Here is a 19,148-nt window from a genome sequence, read left to right as displayed (position 1 = left end):
CCAACCCAACTGGACTTCCCGGCTATTTGCAAACACCGTTATGACGTGACAGTCGTGGCACTGGCGACCAAAGCCCTGTTCGCTTGTGTTTCGATTGACCTTCAATGCCACCCCCTCGATCGGCATTCCCTGCCGACCTTCTTCGAGAGACTACAGCTTCCACACCTCGACACGGGCATCGAAGTTCAACTGGCAAACTCGGCCAAGTCGCTTTGCCGCTTGCCCCCATTCATTCAGGAATTCTGGAGTCAGATCATGGGACGCAGTCGATCGCGCAGCCGCCAAGGCTGGCCGCCCAACCTCTACCCGAACAAGACCGGCTTCAAGTACCGCAATCCGGTCACGAAGAAGGAGACGCGCCTAGGCGTCGACAAGGCCAGGGCCTTCGCTGCCGCCAAGAAGCTGAACTCCCTGCTGACGCCTACCAGCGACTTGGTCGCCAAGGTGATGGGCACGGAGAAAGCGGTCACCGATGCGATCAAGGTCTTCCGCGCCGACGACATCCCAGGGCGGAAGTGGGCACCGAAGACGGCCGAGGTCTACGAGAGCGTGATCCGCCGCATCGAGGGTGGCATCGGCGATCGCGAGCTCCAGGGACTGTCGGTGAAGGACTGCGCGGAGTTCATCCGCAACGTCACACCGTCTCCGCGATCGCGCCAGCAGTTCCGCCTGGTGTTGGGCTGGATCCTCGCGTGTGCCGTCGAGGAAGGCTGGATGGACGACAACCCGGCGATGGCTACCCGAAAGTTCACGCACGAGCGCAAGCGCGAACGGCTCACAATCGACGTCTATCGGAAGATCTGGGCGACGGCGCCGGAGTGGGTGCGCAACGCGATGGACCTGTCTCTGCTGACGCTTCTGCGCCGCGAGGACGTGGTCTCGCTGAAGTTCGCCGACGTCCGCGCTGGCGCGCTGTGGGTGGTGCCGACGAAAACCGAGGACAGCACCGGCGTGCGGTTGCAGATCGCCATCGGCGCGGAGCTGGAGGCCCTGCTGCAGCGCGCGCGTGACGACGTGGTGTCACCCTTCATCGTGCACCGGCTGCCGGAGAAGGCGCGGCCGCAGGACAAGCGCGCGAAGTCGCGTACGCACCACACGCAGGTTCTACCGGAGCAACTGTCCAGAGCGTTCGCAGATGCGCGCGATGAGGCCGGCGTCGACGGTGACAACCCGCCGACATTCCACGAGATCCGCAGCCTGGGCGGTGCGCTGCTACAGGACGCAGGGTGGACGCTGCAGCAGGTACAGGCGCTGATGGGCCACGCGAGCGAGGCGATGACCAAGGGATATTTGGAGGGCCACAACACGCCCTGGCAACCGGTTTCGACCGGCATCACGCTGCCGCGATAGGTTGAACTGGGTGACGCGTAAGCGCAGCGTCACCTGTGCCCTTTCCGGGCGAAAATATCAGAACAAGCCGCCAACAACGTGCTTGAAGTCTGGATCGAACAGATGCGGCACGTACTCGATAGGCACCTTCAGCGCGCGAGCGATCTCCTCGTCCGTCACCTCGCCTGCAGTCCTCCCGCGCTGGTAGTCCTGCCTGAGAGACTCGGGGCACAGTACGGCCAAGGCGCGCCACAGTGCGCGAACTTCAGAAACCATAGCGATCGAGTCGACCGGCTTCTCGGATGAGAATTCGTTCACCAATCCCTCGAATTCGGCTGGCGTGCCAACCTTTTCAAGATCGGTGTCGAAGTAGTGCATCATCTCTTTGATGATGACCAGGCGCTGCCACTCAGGTGACAGTTCACGAGCGACCTGAATCAACGGCTCACCATTACATCGGCGATGCATAGGGTGGGCAGAGGGAACGAACCACATCACGAGCCCACGAAGGATCGTAGGGTCGTATCCCACAAACATAATCCCCGGCCGGCCTTGGCGACCGGTCAGGGCAACGACTTTGTCGATGATTTCGAAACGGTTGGGACGGCGGTTCAGCGTGTTGCAGAAGTCATACAGCGCGCGATAGCTCAAAGGGGCTTTCCCTGCCTGCAGTGTTTAGCCAGCAACCATCTCGGTGGCATTGCCAGCCTCGATCTCAGCCAGTCCCTTTTTGATCTCCGCAGCAATCTGCTCCGGTGTGGCGAAACGGTTGCTCCCCGGGAACAACTTGACGTTGGCCACTCCCAATCCACCAGTGCCGAAAAGCAGCTCCTGGACTTCTCTCATTTGGGTGGTCATGTCGATCCTACGGACCTGACGATCCGTGCCTCCAGTTGATGGTACCTACACATATGCCTCTACCCAGGCATGGCCCGGGTTGAGTCGCAAGGGATATCCCCTGCTAAACCAGACAGTACACCAATTGCCTAGCTCTATTGGTGACAATACCTAAATAGTGTCAACCGCTAGTCAACGTCAATCCTGCCGTTCGTCACGTTTTCAATCGGGAAAACAGTGGACTGCTAGCCGCGCCGGGGGATGACGGCATGTAACTCATTGATTTCAATTGACTCTGGGACTCAGGGCCATACGGAACCAAGATGGTCGGCTATTCTCAAACAGCCCCCTTTGCGATGCAAGCCCCCCTAGCTCCGAAGCCCCCCGCCGGGGCCCAGAGCCGACGACTAGTCTTCCAGACCGGCTGGGGAGCGAGGAGGGCCCACAACAGCCTTGATCTCGTCACGACCTATGACGCGAAGCACAACGTCATCTTGGGCGCGGGCGGGGAGAGCGACCACGAACACGGTTGGGTCGATCGCCAGAACCAACCGCCATCGAGTGGACGCCTTGTCGTCGAGTAGCACTGGCAACTCAGTGGTCCCAGCGTAGAAGTCGAGCTTTGCCGACCAGGTACCGGCAGTCTGGAAGCCAAATATGAGGAATCCCAGAAGCACCGACGTGTACATCACAGCCTTCGCCTCCAAAAGTCGGATATGCCCTTCTTCGACCAACGCGATCATGAAGACCACAGCAATCGAAAGGCCTAACACCCCAAAGGCTATGAAGCCGAATCTGGCAGGCTTTGCCTCGTCCGAAAGGTCTGGGAAGTAAAAGCTGACGACGAATATCAGCCACAAGGCTGTCACCAACAGAAGCACCTGGAAAAGTGTTCTTGCCTTGATGCCGTGAAAGTGTACGAATATTAGACCCGTGCCAACAAACGTAACCAACGATAAGAGCACGGGCAGCGCCATCCCCATCATCGTTGTTGGTGAAATGAGCCCAACGACCCAGTCGGCCCCGACCTGTCGGAAATATGTGTCGAAGTAGCGACGGCCGCACAAATACGCCAGTGCGCATGCGCCAGCAATCAGCGCGGCAACTTTAACCAAAGGGCTGAGCAAGTCCTCAACTGTGCTCCACACGTGCGGGTTCGACACCGCAAGTGATCCTGCTTCATCCTCTTGCCGAGACCGTAGCGCACGATTCGGCCTATCGCGCGAGTTACCACGTCGCATACTCCCCCCACGCCCAACGAACGAGTCCCTTCAGGACGAATAGGGTGATATTAGGGTGACTTTAGGGTGACGCGTATACTCCACGTCACGTAAGTGCTTGATGCAATGGTCGGGACGGCCGGATTTGAACCGACGACCCTCTGCCCCCCAGGCAGATGCGCTACCAGGCTGCGCTACGCCCCGACGTGTATTGCGATCTCCGCCTTGCGGCGGGCGGCAAGTATAGCCGCTTGTTGCCGTGTCCGGCCATCCATCTGGCCATGAACACTACGAGGTGCCGCGTCAGCGGCGCAGCAGCGTGAGGACCTCTTCCAGCTCCATCCGCACCTGCTTGATGATCTGCGAGCTCAGCGCGGACTCGTCCTTGGCCGATTCGCCTTCCAGGCGCAGGCGGGCACCGCCGATGGTGTAGCCCTGTTCGTACAGCAGGCCGCGGATCTGCCGGACCATCAGCACCTCGTGGCGCTGGTAGTAGCGGCGGTTGCCGCGACGCTTGACCGGGTTGAGCATCGGGAACTCGGTCTCCCAGTAGCGCAGCACGTGCGGCTTGACGTCGCACAGCTCACTGACTTCACCGATGGTGAAGTAGCGCTTGGCCGGGATCGGCGGGAGTTCACGATTGCTGCCGGGATCAAGCATGCTTCGCTCCTGCGTGCTTCACGTCGGTTTGGTCAACGCCGCTATACGCTTCCACGCGTTCCTTGAGCTTCTGTCCGGGACGGAAGGTCACCACGGTGCGCGCGGAGATCGGAATCTCCTCGCCGGTCTTCGGGTTGCGGCCCGGCCGCTGGTTCTTGCGGCGCAGGTCGAAATTGCCGAAACCCGACAGCTTCACCTGGCGGCCCTGCTCCAGCGCCTCGCGCAGGGCGTCGAAGAAGGAATCGACGAATTCCTTCGCCTCGCGCTTGTTCAGCCCGACTTCGTCGAACAGGCGCTCGGCCATCTCAGCTTTGGTCAGTGCCATCTTTTTTCCTTCAACCTCAGCCCCGGATCACCGCACCGTGTTCGCGCTGCAGGGCATCGGTCACCGAAGCCACCGTTGCGTCTACCTCACGGTCAGTGAGCGTGCGCGATTCATCCTGCAGAATCAAGCCCATAGCAAGACTTTTGAAACCCGGTTCCACGCCCTTGCCCTGGTATTTGTCGAACAGGACGAGGTCGCGAAGCGCGGTGCCGGCGGCCCGACGAACGGCGGCCGACAAGGCACCCCAGGTGACCGATTCAGCCACCACGAACGCCAGGTCGCGGCGCACCGACGGGTACTTCGACAGTGCGCCGGCCTTGGCCACTGCGCGGCTGAACAGCGGCTCCAGATCGAGCTCGAAGGCCACCACGTCTACGTCGAGGTCCAGCGAGCGCTGCAGGCGCGGGTGCAGCTGGCCGATCCAGCCCAGGTACACACCATCGCGGTAGACGTCGGCCGAGCGACCCGGGTGCGCCCAGGCGGGCTGCGACGGGCGGTACTCGAGGTTGGCGCCGGCCAGCGCGGTCAGGCTGTCCAGGTCGCCCCGGAGGTCGTGGAAACCGGCCGGACGGGCGGTCGTCGCCCACTGCTCGGCGGTCGCTTCGCCACAGATGGCAGCAGCGATCCGTGGCGTCTCGCGCGGGGCATCGGCGCCATTTGCGCTGAAGACATTGCCCAGCTCGAACAGGCGCACGCGGGGCTGCTGGCGCACGGTGTTGCGTGCCAGCGCGGCGACCAGGCCCGGCAGCAGGGCCGTACGCATCACGCCGAGCTCGGCGCTGAGCGGGTTGGCCAGCGGCACGGCGCCGTCGGCCTTGCCCCACTTGGCCAGCAGGTCGGCGTCGACGAAGGCGTAGTTGACCGCTTCCAGGTAGTCGCGCGAGGCCATCTGGCAACGGGCGCTGGAATCCTCGACGCGGGTTTCGCTCGGCGCGACCAGGCGCGCGGCACCGCTGGGCAGCGTCGTGGGGATCGTGTCGTAGCCGTGGATGCGCGCGATCTCTTCGATCAGGTCTTCCTCGATCGCGAGGTCGAAGCGGCGGCTCGGCGGGATCACGCGCCAACCGTCAGCCAGGTTCTCCACCGACAGGCCAAGCGCGCGCAGGATGCGCTCGACTTCGGCATCGGCGACCTGCAGGCCCAGCACGCGCGCCAGGCGCGCGCGGCGCAGCGTGATCGGCTGCGACGGCTGCAGGTGTTCGGGCAATGCGGCTTCGATGATCGGGCCGGTGACGCCGCCGGCGATGTCGAGGATCAGCCTGGTCGCGTACTCGACTGCAATGCGCGGCAGCTCCGGATCGACACCACGTTCGAAACGATGGCCGGCGTCGGTGTGCATGCCCAGCCTGCGGCTGCGACCGATGATCGCCGACGGCACCCAGTGCGCGGCTTCGAGGAAGACGCTGCGGGTGGTATCGGTCACGCGGGTATCGAAGCCGCCCATGATGCCGCCCAGTGCGACGGCACGCGCGCCGTGGCCGCCGCTGCTGTCGGCGACGACGAGGAACTCCTCGTCGAGCGCGACCGTGCGGCCGTCGAGCAGCTTGACCTCTTCGCCTGCGCGCGCCGGACGCACGACGACCGCGCCTTCCAGCGTCGCCTTGTCGAAGGCGTGCATCGGCTGGCCGAGTTCGAGCATCACGTACTGGGTGACGTCGACAAGAAAGCTGATCGGACGCACGCCGCTGCGACGCAGGCGTTCGGCCATCCATGCCGGCGTCGCCACGGTGGCGTCGACGTCGTCGATGACGCGACCGACGAAGCGCGGCACGCGTGCACCGGCCTGCAACTCGACGGCCAGTGTCGCATCGCTCTGCGCTGCCACCGGCGTGGTGTCGAACTCACGCACTTCACTGGTGAGTGCCGCCGCGACGTCGTAAGCGATGCCGCGCACGCTGAAGCAGTCGGCACGGTTGGGCGTGAGCTTGATCTCGATGCTGGCATCGGGAAGGCCGAGGAACTGCGCGAGCGGCGCACCCACCGGTGCATCGACCGGCAACTCGAGCAGGCCCGAGGCATCCGGGTCCACGCCCAGCTCCTTCGCCGAGCACAGCATTCCCGACGACTCGACGCCGCGCAGCCTGGCGGCCTTGATGGCGATGCCGCCGGGCAGGTTCGCGCCGACCATCGCCAGCGGTGCCTTCAGGCCCGGGCGCGCATTGGGCGCGCCGCAGACGATCTGCACGGTGCCGTTGCCGGTGTCGACCTGGCAGACCTGCAGGCGGTCGGCTTCGGGATGCTTTTCGGCGCTGACGATGTGGCCGACGACGACGCCGTCGAGCGATTCGCCCAGCGCGGTCACTTCCTCGACTTCCAGGCCGATCGCGGTCAGCGTCGCGGCGAGATCGTCGCGCGTCGCGGTGGTCGGCACATGCTGTCGCAGCCAGTTTTCGGAGAATTTCATGGTTGCAGCCGGGAATAAGGAACGGGAGTGGTGAAGCGGGAATTGGGAACTAGAGGCCAAGGGCCCTTCGGGCCGGGACGGGGCCAATGGGGAAGACCGTCGTTCCCCACTCCCTGTTCCCGCTCCATATTCCCGCTGTCAGGCGAACTGCTTCAGGAAGCGCACGTCGTTATCGAAGAAGCTGCGCAGGTCGTCAACGCCATAACGCAGCATCGCGAAACGCTCCACGCCCAGGCCGAAGGCATAGCCGGTGTACTTCTCCGGATCGATGCCGACGTTGCGCAGCACGCTCGGGTGGACCATGCCGCAGCCAAGCACTTCCAGCCAGCGGGTCGAGCCGTCGGGCTGCTGCCAGGCGATGTCGACTTCGGCGGACGGCTCGGTGAAGGGGAAGTAGCTCGGGCGGAAACGCATCTCGAAGTCGCGCTCGAAGAACGCGCGCACGAACTCGGCCAGCGTGCCCTTGAGGTCGGCGAAGCTGGCGTGCTCGTCGACGAGCAGGCCTTCGCACTGGTGGAACATCGGCGTGTGGGTCTGGTCGCTGTCGCTGCGGTAGACCTTGCCCAGCGCGATCATGCGCAGCGGCGGACGGGTGTCCTGCATGTAGCGCACCTGCACGCCGGAGGTATGCGTGCGCAGCAGGCGGCCGTCGCCGAAGTAGAAGGTGTCGTGCATGGCCCGCGCCGGATGGTGCGGCGGGAAGTTCAGGGCCTCGAAGTTGTGCCAGTCGTCCTCGATCTCGGGGCCGTTGCTGAGCTCGAAGCCCAGGCGGCCGAAGATCTCGGCGATGCGCTCCATGGTGCGGCTGACCGGGTGCAGGCCGCCGCGGCCGGCGTCGATGCCCGGCAGGGTGACGTCGATGCTCTCGGAGGCCAGGCGCGAATCGAGCGCGGCATCGTCGAGCACGCGCTTGCGCTCGCCCAGGGCTTCGGTCAGCGCGTCACGCGCGCGGTTGATGGCCTCGCCGGCGCTCTTGCGCTGGTCGGCGGGCAGTGCGCCCAGCTGCTTGAGCTGCGCGGTGACGCTGCCCTGCTTGCCCAGCAGCGCGACGCGCAACGCCTCGACGGCGTCGGGCGTGTCGGCGGCGGCGATGTCGCCCAGCGCCTGCTGCGTCAGTGATTCGATTCCACTCATGTGCCAGCAACCCCTCGGACAAAAAGCATCGTCCAAAACGAAACATGGGGAAGGACTTGCGCCCTTCCCCATGCGTGTACTGCGTTGTGCCGCAGCAACACGATCCGCCGTGCGGACCGTGGCACCGGGCGAGCAACTTACGCCGCGAGCGCGCTCTTCGCCTTCTCTGCCAGCGCTGCAAAACCCTGTGCGTCGTGCACGGCGATGTCCGCCAGCACCTTACGGTCGAGGGTGATGCCAGCCTTCAGCAGGCCGTTGATGAAACGGCTGTAGCTCATGCCGTTGATGCGGGCAGCCGCATTGATGCGGGTGATCCACAGCGAACGGAAATGACGCTTCTTCTGCTTACGACCGATGTAGGCGTACTGCAGGGCCTTCGTCACCGCCTGCTTGGCGACGCGGAAGACCTTGCGACGGGCGTGATAGTAGCCCTTGGCCTGCTTCAGGATTTTCTTGTGACGGCGGCGCGCCGTTACACCACGCTTAACTCGAGCCATTGTTCAGTCCTCCTCAAAGATACGGCAGCATGCGGTCCAGACGGCCCGCGTCCTCGGCACGAACATGGTTCGTCTGCCGCAGGTTGCGCTTCCGCTTGGTCGCCTTCTTGGTGAGGATGTGGCTCTTGTTGGCGTGGCCGCACTTGTACTTGCCGGAAGCGGTCTTCCGGAAGCGCTTGGCTGCCGCCCGATTGGTTTTGATCTTGGGCATTGCGATGTCCTTTCGGAGTTCTGTCACTGGCCTGGGCGGTGGCTCGCGCCACTCTTTCCGTCCTGCCCTTGCCGGCTTGTAAGTCGTTGATCTTGAAATGATTCTACGACAGGTTCCTGGTACAGCACACAACAAACCCGGCGAACCGGGCCGCACATTATGCGGGCTGGCTGCCGGGCTTGCAAATGTTTTCTTTCAGAATCAGGGGTTTGGCCCCTGAGGCCCTCTCCGCAGGCGGGAGAGGGTGTAACGCGTCAGATCTTCTTCTTCGGCGCGATCATCATGACCATCTGCCGGCCTTCAAGGCGCGGACGCGATTCGATCACGATGTCCTCGCCCAGGTCGGCCTCGATCCGCGCAGCCATCTCGCGGCCGAGCTCCTGGTGGCTCATTTCGCGGCCACGGAAGCGGATGTTGACCTTGACCTTGTCGCCCTCTTCCAGGAAGCGGCGCATGTTGCGCAGCTTGATCTGGTAGTCGCCCTCGTCGGTCACCGGACGGAACTTGAGTTCCTTGATCTCGACCTGCTTGGTCTTCTTCTTCGCCTCGTTGGCCTTCTTCTGCTGCTCGAAGCGGAACTTGCCGAAGTCCATGACCTTGCAGACCGGCGGATCAGCGTTGGGCTGGATTTCGACGAGGTCGAGGCCTTCGTCTTCTGCCATGCGCAGCGCTTCGTCGCGCGTAAGCACGCCGATCATCTCGCCATCACTGCCAATCACGCGCACGCGCGGGACGCGGATTTCCTGGTTCTTGCGATTCGGCTTTTCGGGGGTACTGATGTTGCAATCTCCGGTATGGATCGTGCCGGCCGCCGGGGGATGGCAGCCGGACCTGGGCAGCTTACGGGCTTATTGAACGCCCTCATTGCGCAAACGCGAGGCGAATTCGGAGGCGGTCATCGTCCCGAGGTCCTCCCCTCCCCGCGTGCGCACAGAAATCTGGCCGTTTTCCTTCTCGCGGTCACCGACCACGAGCAGGTAGGGCACGCGCTGCAGGGTATGCTCGCGAATCTTATAGCCGATCTTTTCGTTGCGCAAATCGGCGTGGACCCGGAATCCTTGATTTGCAAGGGTTTTCCGGACTTCGTCCACGTAATCGCCCTGGGCGTCGGTGATGTTCATGACAACCGCCTGGATCGGGGCCAGCCAGGCCGGGAACTGGCCGGCATGGTGCTCGATCAGGATGCCGATGAAGCGTTCCATCGAGCCGACGATGGCCCGGTGCAGCATCACCGGGTGGCGGCGCTGGCTGCTTTCGTCGACATATTCGGCGCCCAGGCGGCCCGGCATCATGAAATCGACCTGCATGGTGCCCAGCTGCCAGGTCCGGCCGATGGCGTCCTTGAGGTGGTATTCGATCTTGGGGCCGTAGAAGGCGCCCTCGCCGGGCAGTTCCTCCCACTGCACGCCGGCCGCGCTCAGGGCCGAGCGCAGGGCATTCTCGGCCTTGTCCCAGGTGGCATCGTCGCCCAGGCGCTTGTCCGGGCGCAGGGCGATCTTGATCTGGATCTCACTGAAGCCGAAGACGTCGTAGACGGCCAGCGCCTGCTGGTGGAAGGCGCTGACCTCGGCCTCGATCTGGTCCTCGGTGCAGAAGATGTGGCCGTCGTCCTGGGTGAAGCCGCGCACGCGCAGGATGCCGTGCAGCGCGCCGGAGGGCTCGTTGCGGTGGCAGGCGCCGAACTCGCCGTAGCGGATCGGCAGGTCGCGGTAACTGTGCAGGCCGTGGTTGAACACCTGCACGTGGCCGGGGCAGTTCATCGGCTTGAGCGCGTAGGTGCGCTTCTCCGACTCGGTGAAGAACATGTTTTCCTGGTAGTTGTCCCAGTGGCCGGACTTCTGCCACAGCGACACGTCGAGGATCTGCGGGCAGCGCACTTCCTGGTAGCCGCTGTCGCGGTAGACCTTGCGCATGTACTGCTCGACGACCTGCCAGATCGACCAGCCCTTGGGATGCCAGAAGATCAGGCCCGGGGCCTCTTCCTGCAGGTGGAACAGGTCCTGCTGCTTGGCGATCTTGCGGTGGTCGCGCTTCTCGGCTTCCTCCAGCTGGGTCAGGTAGGCCTTGAGGTCCTTGTCGTTGAGCCAGGCGGTGCCGTAGATGCGGCTGAGCATCTGGTTGTTGGAATCGCCGCGCCAGTAGGCGCCGGCGACCTTCATCAGCTTGAACGCGCGCAGCTTGTCGGTGGACGGCACGTGCGGGCCGCGGCACAGGTCGGTGAACTCGCCCTGGCTGTACAGCGACAGGTCTTCGCTGGCCGGGATCGATTCGATGATCTCGGCCTTGTAGGCCTCGCCGATGCCGCGGAAGAAGGCCACTGCGTCATCGCGCGACTTCACGCTGCGCGAGACCGGCTGGGCTTCCTTGACGATCTTCTGCATCTCCGCCTCGATCGCCGGCAGGTCTTCCGGCGTGAACGGGCGCTCGTAGGCGAAGTCGTAGTAGAAGCCGTTGTCGATGACCGGGCCGATGGTGACCTGCGCGCCCGGGTACAGGCGCTGCACGGCCTGCGCCAGCAGGTGCGCGGTGGAGTGGCGCAGCACGTCGAGGGCGTCGGGGTGCTTTTCGGTGACGATCTCGAGCGAGGCGTCGTGGTCGATGCGGTAGCTGGAGTCGACGAGCTTGCCGTCGACCTTGCCGGCCAGTGCAGCCTTGGCCAGGCCGGCGCCGATCGAGGCGGCGACCTCGCCAACGGACACAGGCTGTTCGAATTCGCGGCGGCTGCCGTCAGGGAGGGTGATTGCGATCATGAGAGGGCGTCTTGCTGGCGCGCGGGTGCGCGGCTTGGCGGTTGGGGATCGTCGGAAGCGGCGGCAAATGTCGGCTTCCGGAAACAAAAACGGCGCCGCGGCGCCGTCCTGCAGGGGCGTCGTCGGCGTTCAGCGATGGGAAGTGGTAGTGCTCATGTCGCACGCTCGGCCGGCGGTGTTGCCGCGGGCCACCTCTGGGTCCTGCCTCCGGCCGATTGCCGGAGCCTGGTGAAATAGTTGGGTCTTCGCGCCGGCAAGTCAACGCCGAGCGCGTGCGGGCAGCGGAAATCCGGGGCCCGGAAAGCAGAACGGCCGGGCAGAGCCCGGCCGTTCGCAACATATTGGTGGGCGGTACAGGGTTCGAACCTGTGACCCCTACCATGTCAAGGTAGTGCTCTACCGCTGAGCTAACCGCCCTTCGTTTCGCCACAAGTGGCTCACGAGGGCGCGCAGTTTAGCCCGTCGGCGCGATGGCGGCAACACCCCAATTCCGTCACATGCGCGATTCCCGTCATTCCCGCGAAGGCGGGAACCCAGGGACTCTGCTCCTAGTGATGCAGCGACACCGGTCCGCATCGTCAGCCAACGCGTAGAGCAACGTCCCTGGGTTCCCGCCTTCGCGGGAATGACGGGCTTCTACGTCGTCAGGCAGCGAAGCCCGCGTCCTTCAACTGCCGCAACTGATCGCGCACCGCCGCGGCTTCCTCGAACTCCAGATCGCGCGCGTGCTGGTACATCTGCTGCTCCAGCGACTTGATGCGCGCGGCGAACTGGCTCGGGCTGAGGCGGGCGTACTCGGCCAGGTCCTCGGCCACCTTGCGCGCCTTGCCCCTGCCCTTCGCGGTCTCGCCCGGTTCGGCGCGGGCGCCTTCCATGACATCGACGATGGCTTTGGCGATCGACTTGGGCGTGATGCCGTGCTCGAGGTTGTATTCGACCTGCTTGGCGCGGCGACGGTCGGTCTCGTCGATCGCCTTCTGCATCGAGTTGGTGATGCGGTCGGCATACAGGATCGCCTTGCCGCGCAGGTTGCGGGCGGCGCGGCCGATGGTCTGGATCAGCGAGCCGGCCGAACGGAGGAAGCCTTCCTTGTCGGCGTCGAGGATCGCCACCAGCGACACCTCGGGCATGTCCAGGCCCTCGCGCAGAAGGTTGATGCCGACCAGCACGTCGAACTTGCCCAGGCGCAGGTCGCGGATGATTTCCACGCGCTCGACCGTCTCGATGTCCGAGTGCAGGTAACGCACGCGCACACCGTGCTCGCCCAGGTACTCGGTGAGGTTCTCGGCCATGCGCTTGGTCAGCGTGGTGATCAGCACGCGGTCGCCCATGGCGACGCGCTCGCGGATCTCGCCGAGGACGTCGTCGACCTGCGTGCCGACCGGGCGGATCTCGACTTCCGGATCGATCAGGCCGGTCGGGCGCACGACGAGTTCGACGATCTGATCTTCGGACTTGCGCAACTCGTACGGGCCCGGCGTCGCCGATACATAGACCGCGCGTGGCGAGCGGCCTTCCCATTCCTCGAAGCGCAGCGGCCGGTTGTCGAGCGCCGACGGCAGGCGGAAACCGAACTGCACCAGCGTTTCCTTGCGCGAGCGGTCGCCCTTGTACATCGCGCCGATCTGGGGGACGGTCACGTGCGATTCGTCGACCACCAGCAGCGCGTCCGGCGGCAGGTAGTCGAACAGGCACGGCGGCGGCTCGTCGGGCATGTGCCCGGTGAGGTGCCGGGAGTAGTTTTCGATGCCGTTGCAGTAGCCGACCTCGGCCAGCATCTCCAGGTCGAACTGGGTGCGCTGGGCCAGGCGCTGCGCCTCGACCAGCTTGTTCTCGGCGTAGAGCTGCTCCAGGCGCATGCGCAGCTCGTCCTTGATCGTCTCGATCGCATCGAGCACGGTGCGGCGCGTGGTGACGTAATGCGAACCGGGGTAGATGGTGTAGCGCGGCACGCGGCGCAGGGTCTCGCCGGTGAGCGGGTCGAACACGCTGAGCTGCTCGATCTCGCCGTCGAACAATTCGATCCGCAGCGCCTCGGAATCGCTTTCCGCGGGGTGCACATCGACCACTTCGCCGCGCACGCGATAGGTGGCGCGACGCAGTTCGGTGTCGTTGCGGGTGTACTGCATCTCGGTCAGGCGGCGGATCAGCTCGCGCTGGTCGATGCGCTCGCCACGGACCATGTGCAGGACCATGCGGAAGTATTCGTTCGGATCACCCAGGCCGTAGATCGCCGACACCGTGCAGACGATGATCGTGTCGCGGCGCTCCAGCAGCGCCTTGGTCGCCGACAGGCGCATCTGCTCGATGTGCTCGTTGACCGAGCTGTCCTTCTCGATGAAGGTGTCGCTCGACGGCACGTAGGCTTCGGGCTGGTAGTAGTCGTAGTAGCTGACGAAGTACTCGACCGCGTTGTGCGGGAAGTAAGCCTTGAACTCGCCGTACAGCTGCGCCGCCAGGGTCTTGTTGGGCGCCATCACCAGCGTCGGCTTCTGCACCGACTGGATGATGTTGGCGACGGTGAAGGTCTTGCCCGAGCCGGTCACGCCGAGCATGGTCTGCGAGGCCAGTCCGCTCTCGAAGCCATCCACCAGGCGCGCGATCGCCTGCGGCTGATCACCCGCGGGCTCGTAAGGCGAAACCAGTTGGAAGCCTGCGGGATGGAGACTGTCGTTCATCGGCGATCGCCCCGGGGGTAATTCTTCAGTGTAGTCGGTGCTGGAGATGGGGACAGCGACGTCGCTTCCCTACCCCGACCGACGTCCGCGCGCCGACTGGATTCAGCTGCCGTCGCGCGGATAGTCGGCTGCCCGCGACACCGGAGTTGGCCCCATGGACCGGCACATGCAAGGCCTGACCCTGCTGGAACTGCTGGTGGCCATGGCGATACTGGGCGTGACGCTGGGCCTGGGCGCTCCCGCGTTCAGGCAGGTAACGCTGGCGGTCCGGGCCAATGGCGTTTTCCACGAATTGACGGCATCGTTGGCGATGGCCAGAAGCCTGTCGCTGCTGCGCGACGGCCCTGTGGTGGTCTGCCCGAGCCAGGATGGCCTGACCTGCCGGCCGGACAGCGTCTGGGACCAGGGATGGATCACATTCACGGCACGCGATGGCAGGCTCGTGCGTGCTTCGTCCGGCGGACGCGGGCTGGTGATCAGGAGCACTCGTCCGCGCCTTCGTTTCCAGCCGGACGGTTTCAGCGAGGGCAGCAATCTCACCTTGTACGTGTACGCCAGCGCGGATGGCGCATTGATCGGTAGCATTTTCGTAAGCCAGGCGGGCCGGATCCGATCGGAACGCACGCCAATGGCCACGATCAGCAGTAATTCGCCCTGATCTCCGCTTGGACTATTGACCCTGTCCGCTGAGGCTTTACAATGCCCGTCCCCGCCCGAATAGCTCAGCCGGTTAGAGCACTTGACTGTTAATCAGGGGGTCGTTGGTTCGAGTCCAACTTCGGGCGCCAGATACAAGAGACCTGCGATCATGTCGCAGGTCTTTTTTTTTGGCCGCACTTGATGCCCGTCTCCGCGCTCCGCGCCGGTGCGCCAGATCACGTTGAGCTGCCCAGTCCGGATCCCGCAAAGAGCGAGGCCCGCATTGTTGCGGGCCCCTGAATCCATCGCTACCAGCACTCACTGTAGCTGGACGCGCTTCCGCTTTCCGTCTTCGTGCCGAGCTGGTTCAGCGTCAGCGTCCCGCACTTGGTGTCGCGGCTCGCCTGCTGATTCTTGGGAACGGCCTGCACTGTATAGGTCCGGGCAGTGGTCGCAGCCGTGACAATACTGACGGTATAGAAGTTCGTCAGGTCCTGCTTGCAGCCGCCATTGGGCAGCGCCGCGCCCACGTAGGTCAGGTTGGTCGTGTAGTAGCGCTCCATGAAGTGCGACTGCTCGACCAGGCAACCCGCCACGGCCGCGCGCCGGGTCTTGATGATGTGGTTCTGGTAATTCGGATAGGCGATCGCCATCAGGACGCCGATGATCAACACGACGATCATGATCTCGATCAGGGTGAAGCCCGCCTGGTGGTGCCCGCGACCTGCAGGTCGCGGGTAGTCGCTGCTGAAGGGGTGTGTCATCGGTTAGTCCTTGAGGATTTCGCGCCAGGAGATACGGCCGTCTTTGACTACTCGCTGGATCCCGACGCTGCCGGTGGTGCCCTTGGAGCCACCGACCACCACGAGGTTCTCCAGCACGGTCGGATCGGTCGGCATGCCCACGCCCAGATCGATCGAACCCACCGGGATGTTTGGCGAAGTGGTTTCGGTGCCGTTCTTCAGCGTGTCGAGATTGTTGAACGCACCGTCGCCATTGGCATCGAAGAACGGCGTGCTGACGGCGGCGCCGGTGAAAATGTCGACGGCGTTGACGAAGCCCCTGCCGCTGACGTCGCAATCGCTGCTCTGCGGAATGATGCTCGATGCCACCAGGATCGAACCACCCACCACAACCTGGCTGCCGACCATTCGCTCGCCGTCGGCCTTGTTGTTGGGAGGGCTGTCGAGATCGATGTACCAGCCGCTCTTGCCCGACATGTCGTTGGCCGCCGCTTGTTCGAACGAGCGCACCGCCCGGCCAGCGATCGTTCCGCCGACCACGATGTCGCGTGGCTTGAGGGCGCTGCGGCCGGCGATCGCGGTTCCCGTGTCCTGCATGCCGTACCAGGTCTGGACGGACATGTCGTCCTTGTCGCCGGCGGTCAGGTAACGGCCGGTGCCGAAGAAAATCCACGGCGTGAACGTATAGGGGTTGAACGACACTGTGATGCCACCGCTGATCGGCTGGCGCTTGTTGGCGTCGGTCGGGTCCACCGCGGTGAACAGACGCGTTGCGGTCCAGGACGCGGCGGCCGAGGCGGTCAGGTTGAACTTCCAGACATTGCCCTGGAGGTCTCCGGCGTACACGTAGTCGACGCTTCCGTTGCCGTCGACATCGACCGCCGTCGGCATCGACAGACCGTTGTCGGTTTCGTTGTTGGTCGAGATCTTGGCGATGTGCTCGCCGGTCGCAGCGTTGACGACGAACAGTGCGGCCTTGCCGCTGGCACTGTTGACGCCGTTGGAGATGATCGCCACGACAGTGCCGCCAGAGATCTTTGCGATCAGCGGCTTGCCGATTACAAGGCCCATGTCCGCCCGGTCAGCCGTCAGGCTGCCACCGTCGTACTCCCAGGCCTTGCCGGTGCTGGCGAAGGTGGAAGGACTCGAGACATCCAGGCCGTACACGCCCTTGCCACCACGGCCGAGCGCGCCGACGAGGTAGTTCTTGCCTGGCGTCTGGCGGCGGCTCGACACGACGATCGGGCCGTCGACGAAGTACTGATGCTCGAAATTGTTGACCACACTGAGATTCTTCAGCGTCGCCATGTTGAGCAGGTTCGGCACGTAGTTGAACAACTCGGTGCCGTCGCTGGCATCGAATGCATGCAGCATGCCGTCGTTGGAACCGATGTACACGGTTTCAACGACCGTCGTGCCGTCCAGTTCGCGAACGTAGGCCGGGGACGAGTTGACGATGTCGCCCAGCAGGTGCGTACGCGTACGGTAGGTGGTGCCTTCACCCGTGCGGTTGCCCTTGATGTAGGAGGCCACCGCCGAGGTCAGCACATCACTCTGGGCCTGCGTCGGGAACGTGGCCACCGCGGTGCCATTGCCTGCGCCCAGCGTGTAGACGTTGCTGCGCTCGTCGTCCGGAACCTCCTCGGAGGCCGTCCAGGTCGCAGGCGAACCGACGCCTCCGTTAGTGACCGGGAATGCCTGCAGCTCACCCCACCATTCGCCGGACTTGTACTTGGCGACGAATGCGCGAGTGTCGGTCTGCAGGCCGGTGCTGCTGAGGGTGACGTTGGAGCCAGAGTTCTCGCGCGCGATGATGTCCGCCAGTGCCGCCTGGAGCGCCTTGGCGAACTCCTGCGGATTGCTGGCCACGGCGAAGGCGCCATGGCCGTTGACTGCGGCATGCAGCAGGTCATCGATGCGCGCGCCGGTCTTGTTGGCGAAGGGGCTCGGCCAGGCAAAGGACGTCGCGCCGTCGCGCAGGACGTCTGCCACCGTGGTCTGCGACACCGTACCGGCCAGGCCGATGGAGATGCCGAAGGTCACCATGTGCTGCCAGAACGCCGGGTTCGCGGTCGACGCCGGGACGATGTTGTCCATCGCCGGCATCAGGTCGTTCTTCCAGTAGTACATGGCCACGTCCGCCAGCGTCTTGCTGACGCTGTCCGTGTAGGGCGCACCGGTGGTGAAATGCTTCTTCGCAGTTTCACCCGGCTTGGCGATGTCGGGACCATCGGTGTTGTCTTCGTTGGCGAAGGTCACACCAGTGGCGCCTTTCACATACCCGCTGAAGTCGGTTTCCGCGTCGTTGCCATCGGTGCCGTTCCAGTAGCCGTCGGTCGTCAGGATCGCGTAGTTCTGGCGGCAAGCCAGTTGGTTGGTGCTGGCCGGGCCATACGGGCCTGCGGAACCATTGTTGCCGGTCAGGGAGTCGGCGTAGTACTTGCCGACGCGATTGAGCGCGGTACGCAGCGGTGTGTAACCGTCGCCTTCGGCAGCATGGAGCAGGTTGAACCAGTTGGTCCGGTTGTAGGACGCTGCCGTGGTACCCGATGCGGTGACGTTCTCGAACAGGCCATTGTGCGTGGCCACCGGAACGTAGCTGGTGGAGCGATTGTGGATCGTGGTGAAGCCGACGCGGTACTTGGAACCGGTCAGGGTGCTGAAGGCCTCGCTGGCGCCGGCCTTGGCCGCCTTCATGCGCGTGCGGTGGAACGAGTACCACATCGCGTAGTTGGCCTTCTCCTGGGCCTCGTCACGGGCAGTGGTCGGCGTTTCGCGTACGCAATTGCGCCAGCCCCAGCCGGCAGTGATCATGCAGCCGACAGAGTTGCCCTGGACGTAGGTGACGGTGAGGGTCAGCCCGGAGTAGGCATTGTTGTTGCTGTCGTTGTAGACGCCGAGGTGGAAGGTGCCTGACTGCGGGCTCGGGAACAGGCAAGTATGCTCGCGGCCATCGGAGGTCTTCTTGCACTCGCCGTCATTGACGTCGTCGTCGGTGTTGAAATCCGGCGCCTCGCCTCGTTCGACATAGAGGTCGGGGTCTCCGCCGCTGCCGCCAGTGATCTTGAAGGTCACGTCCTTGGCGTCGGCCGGAACTTCAACGGTGTTGCGGTACCAGCTCCTGCCGTTCCCGGACAGAGTAGAGGGCGGACTGAACAAGGTGGTCGGATCCACCGCCGTCCCGTCCGCGTATTCGGCCTTCCAGATCTGGCCGTTGGTCAGGATCTGGTAACGGAAGTAGCTGGCCGTCTGGCCCAGGTCGGTCGCCGTCGCCTTGGGCACGTAGAACGTCTGCACGTTCTGGCTCAGGTCGCGATTGCCGGAGGCAAGGCTGTTGTCGTCATAGACGCCGGTGAACGAAGTGCCACCGCTCACGGTGCCGCCCGTCGCCGTCTTCCAGGCGGTATAGGTCACCGCCGGATTGTAGGAAAGTGTGTTCCGGGTGTAAGCCAGGCCGGAAATGTTGACCGGGCTGACCGAAGGGACGTTGTCGGGCATCGAGCCCTCTTCCATCGATCCCGAGTCATCGAGGATGAACATGATGTTCGGCGGGATCGGCGTGGCCGACTGCAGCGGCGTCGGCGGGATCACCAGCGCCGCATGTCCGGGCAAGCCCGCCAGCGTCGCCGCGAAACCCAGCCCGAGCGCCCACAAGCGGCTGGTCGCGTTGCGTTTGGCAGCGAGCTTGCGATTGTTGGAGTTGTTCAAGGTCATGGCCTCG

General features: G+C 64.2%; 16 protein-coding genes and 3 tRNA genes. 3 read left to right on the top strand and 16 right to left on the bottom strand.

All coding sequences use genetic code 11. The features are described 5' to 3' along the window. The first annotated feature begins 54 nt into the window (after positions 1-54). Positions 55-1,350, top strand: coding sequence for a tyrosine-type recombinase/integrase (locus AC3A3Q_RS12040; RefSeq protein ID WP_487586475.1), 1,296 nt, complete (start codon positions 55-57; stop codon positions 1,348-1,350). A 57-nt stretch (positions 1,351-1,407) separates the two neighbouring features. Here the strand turns inward: AC3A3Q_RS12040 and AC3A3Q_RS12035 are convergent, their stop codons facing one another. The 14 genes from AC3A3Q_RS12035 to uvrB form a co-directional block, all read right to left on the bottom strand. Further along, entirely contained in the window at positions 1,408-1,980 is a 573-nt protein-coding gene (locus AC3A3Q_RS12035; RefSeq protein WP_487586474.1) for a hypothetical protein, read from the bottom strand. 24 nt (positions 1,981-2,004) lie between these two features. After that, positions 2,005-2,187 carry a hypothetical protein gene (locus AC3A3Q_RS12030; protein WP_487586473.1) on the bottom strand — a complete coding sequence of 61 codons (183 nt, stop codon included), beginning with the start codon at positions 2,185-2,187 and terminating at the stop codon, positions 2,005-2,007. Positions 2,188-2,573: 386 nt separating this feature from the next. Then, complete coding sequence (locus AC3A3Q_RS12025) at positions 2,574-3,329, bottom strand: hypothetical protein (RefSeq protein ID WP_487586472.1); 756 nt, start codon at positions 3,327-3,329, stop codon at positions 2,574-2,576. Positions 3,330-3,513: 184 nt separating this feature from the next. Next, positions 3,514-3,590, bottom strand: a tRNA-Pro gene (locus AC3A3Q_RS12020). Between the two features lie 99 nt (positions 3,591-3,689). Continuing rightward, a complete protein-coding gene (locus AC3A3Q_RS12015) occupies positions 3,690-4,046 on the bottom strand; it encodes a MerR family transcriptional regulator (RefSeq protein ID WP_158733140.1) in 357 nt (118 codons plus the stop codon). Continuing rightward, positions 4,039-4,371 carry an integration host factor subunit alpha gene (locus tag AC3A3Q_RS12010; RefSeq protein ID WP_487586471.1) on the bottom strand — a complete coding sequence of 111 codons (333 nt, stop codon included), beginning with the start codon at positions 4,369-4,371 and terminating at the stop codon, positions 4,039-4,041. The genes AC3A3Q_RS12015 and AC3A3Q_RS12010 overlap by 8 nt, the downstream gene beginning before the upstream one ends. Positions 4,372-4,387: 16 nt before the next feature. Continuing rightward, entirely contained in the window at positions 4,388-6,775 is a 2,388-nt protein-coding gene (gene pheT / locus AC3A3Q_RS12005) for a phenylalanine--tRNA ligase subunit beta (protein ID WP_487586470.1), read from the bottom strand. Between the two features lie 138 nt (positions 6,776-6,913). Further along, positions 6,914-7,909 (bottom strand): phenylalanine--tRNA ligase subunit alpha, encoded by a 996-nt coding sequence (pheS, locus tag AC3A3Q_RS12000; protein WP_487586469.1) that lies wholly within the window; start codon positions 7,907-7,909, stop codon positions 6,914-6,916. Positions 7,910-8,046: 137 nt separating this feature from the next. Beyond that, complete coding sequence (gene rplT, locus AC3A3Q_RS11995; protein ID WP_158733136.1) at positions 8,047-8,406, bottom strand: 50S ribosomal protein L20; 360 nt, start codon at positions 8,404-8,406, stop codon at positions 8,047-8,049. 13 nt (positions 8,407-8,419) lie between these two features. Then, positions 8,420-8,617, bottom strand: coding sequence for a 50S ribosomal protein L35 (gene rpmI, locus AC3A3Q_RS11990; protein WP_027083463.1), 198 nt, complete (start codon positions 8,615-8,617; stop codon positions 8,420-8,422). 254 nt (positions 8,618-8,871) lie between these two features. After that, positions 8,872-9,396, bottom strand: a complete 525-nt coding sequence (infC, locus tag AC3A3Q_RS11985) for a translation initiation factor IF-3 (protein ID WP_233264853.1) — start codon at positions 9,394-9,396, stop codon at positions 8,872-8,874. A gap of 69 nt (positions 9,397-9,465) precedes the next feature. Further along, positions 9,466-11,367, bottom strand: coding sequence for a threonine--tRNA ligase (thrS, locus tag AC3A3Q_RS11980; protein ID WP_487586468.1), 1,902 nt, complete (start codon positions 11,365-11,367; stop codon positions 9,466-9,468). A 342-nt stretch (positions 11,368-11,709) separates the two neighbouring features. Continuing rightward, positions 11,710-11,784 (bottom strand) — tRNA-Val (locus AC3A3Q_RS11975). Positions 11,785-12,011: 227 nt separating this feature from the next. Continuing rightward, a complete protein-coding gene (gene uvrB, locus AC3A3Q_RS11970; protein WP_487586467.1) occupies positions 12,012-14,045 on the bottom strand; it encodes an excinuclease ABC subunit UvrB in 2,034 nt (677 codons plus the stop codon). Between the two features lie 154 nt (positions 14,046-14,199). Between uvrB and AC3A3Q_RS11965 the strand changes: the two genes are divergently transcribed. Beyond that, a complete protein-coding gene (locus AC3A3Q_RS11965; protein WP_487586466.1) occupies positions 14,200-14,703 on the top strand; it encodes a GspH/FimT family pseudopilin in 504 nt (167 codons plus the stop codon). A gap of 53 nt (positions 14,704-14,756) precedes the next feature. Further along, positions 14,757-14,833 (top strand) — tRNA-Asn (locus AC3A3Q_RS11960). A 159-nt stretch (positions 14,834-14,992) separates the two neighbouring features. Here AC3A3Q_RS11960 and AC3A3Q_RS11955 read toward each other — a convergent pair. Beyond that, positions 14,993-15,448, bottom strand: coding sequence for a type IV pilin protein (locus AC3A3Q_RS11955; protein WP_487586465.1), 456 nt, complete (start codon positions 15,446-15,448; stop codon positions 14,993-14,995). 3 nt (positions 15,449-15,451) lie between these two features. Next, positions 15,452-19,141 (bottom strand): pilus assembly protein, encoded by a 3,690-nt coding sequence (locus AC3A3Q_RS11950; RefSeq protein WP_487586464.1) that lies wholly within the window; start codon positions 19,139-19,141, stop codon positions 15,452-15,454. Between the last annotated feature and the right edge of the window lie 7 nt (positions 19,142-19,148).

The organism is Lysobacter sp. Soil_C_59 (assembly GCF_057656415.1).
Note: the sequence above shows the minus strand (reverse complement) of the source record. Positions and strands in the feature narration are given on the sequence as shown.

Coding starts and splice junctions, on each gene's coding strand:
- rpmI (WP_027083463.1), bottom strand. CDS start 8,617: ATGCCCAAGATCAAAACCAATCGGGCGGCAGCCAAGCGCTTCCGGAAG.
- AC3A3Q_RS11965 (WP_487586466.1), top strand. CDS start 14,200: ATGGACCGGCACATGCAAGGCCTGACCCTGCTGGAACTGCTGGTGGCC.
- AC3A3Q_RS12030 (WP_487586473.1), bottom strand. CDS start 2,187: ATGACCACCCAAATGAGAGAAGTCCAGGAGCTGCTTTTCGGCACTGGT.
- rplT (WP_158733136.1), bottom strand. CDS start 8,406: ATGGCTCGAGTTAAGCGTGGTGTAACGGCGCGCCGCCGTCACAAGAAA.
- AC3A3Q_RS11950 (WP_487586464.1), bottom strand. CDS start 19,141: ATGACCTTGAACAACTCCAACAATCGCAAGCTCGCTGCCAAACGCAAC.
- thrS (WP_487586468.1), bottom strand. CDS start 11,367: ATGATCGCAATCACCCTCCCTGACGGCAGCCGCCGCGAATTCGAACAG.
- AC3A3Q_RS12015 (WP_158733140.1), bottom strand. CDS start 4,046: ATGCTTGATCCCGGCAGCAATCGTGAACTCCCGCCGATCCCGGCCAAG.
- AC3A3Q_RS12010 (WP_487586471.1), bottom strand. CDS start 4,371: ATGGCACTGACCAAAGCTGAGATGGCCGAGCGCCTGTTCGACGAAGTC.
- pheS (WP_487586469.1), bottom strand. CDS start 7,909: ATGAGTGGAATCGAATCACTGACGCAGCAGGCGCTGGGCGACATCGCC.
- uvrB (WP_487586467.1), bottom strand. CDS start 14,045: ATGAACGACAGTCTCCATCCCGCAGGCTTCCAACTGGTTTCGCCTTAC.
- AC3A3Q_RS11955 (WP_487586465.1), bottom strand. CDS start 15,448: ATGACACACCCCTTCAGCAGCGACTACCCGCGACCTGCAGGTCGCGGG.
- pheT (WP_487586470.1), bottom strand. CDS start 6,775: ATGAAATTCTCCGAAAACTGGCTGCGACAGCATGTGCCGACCACCGCG.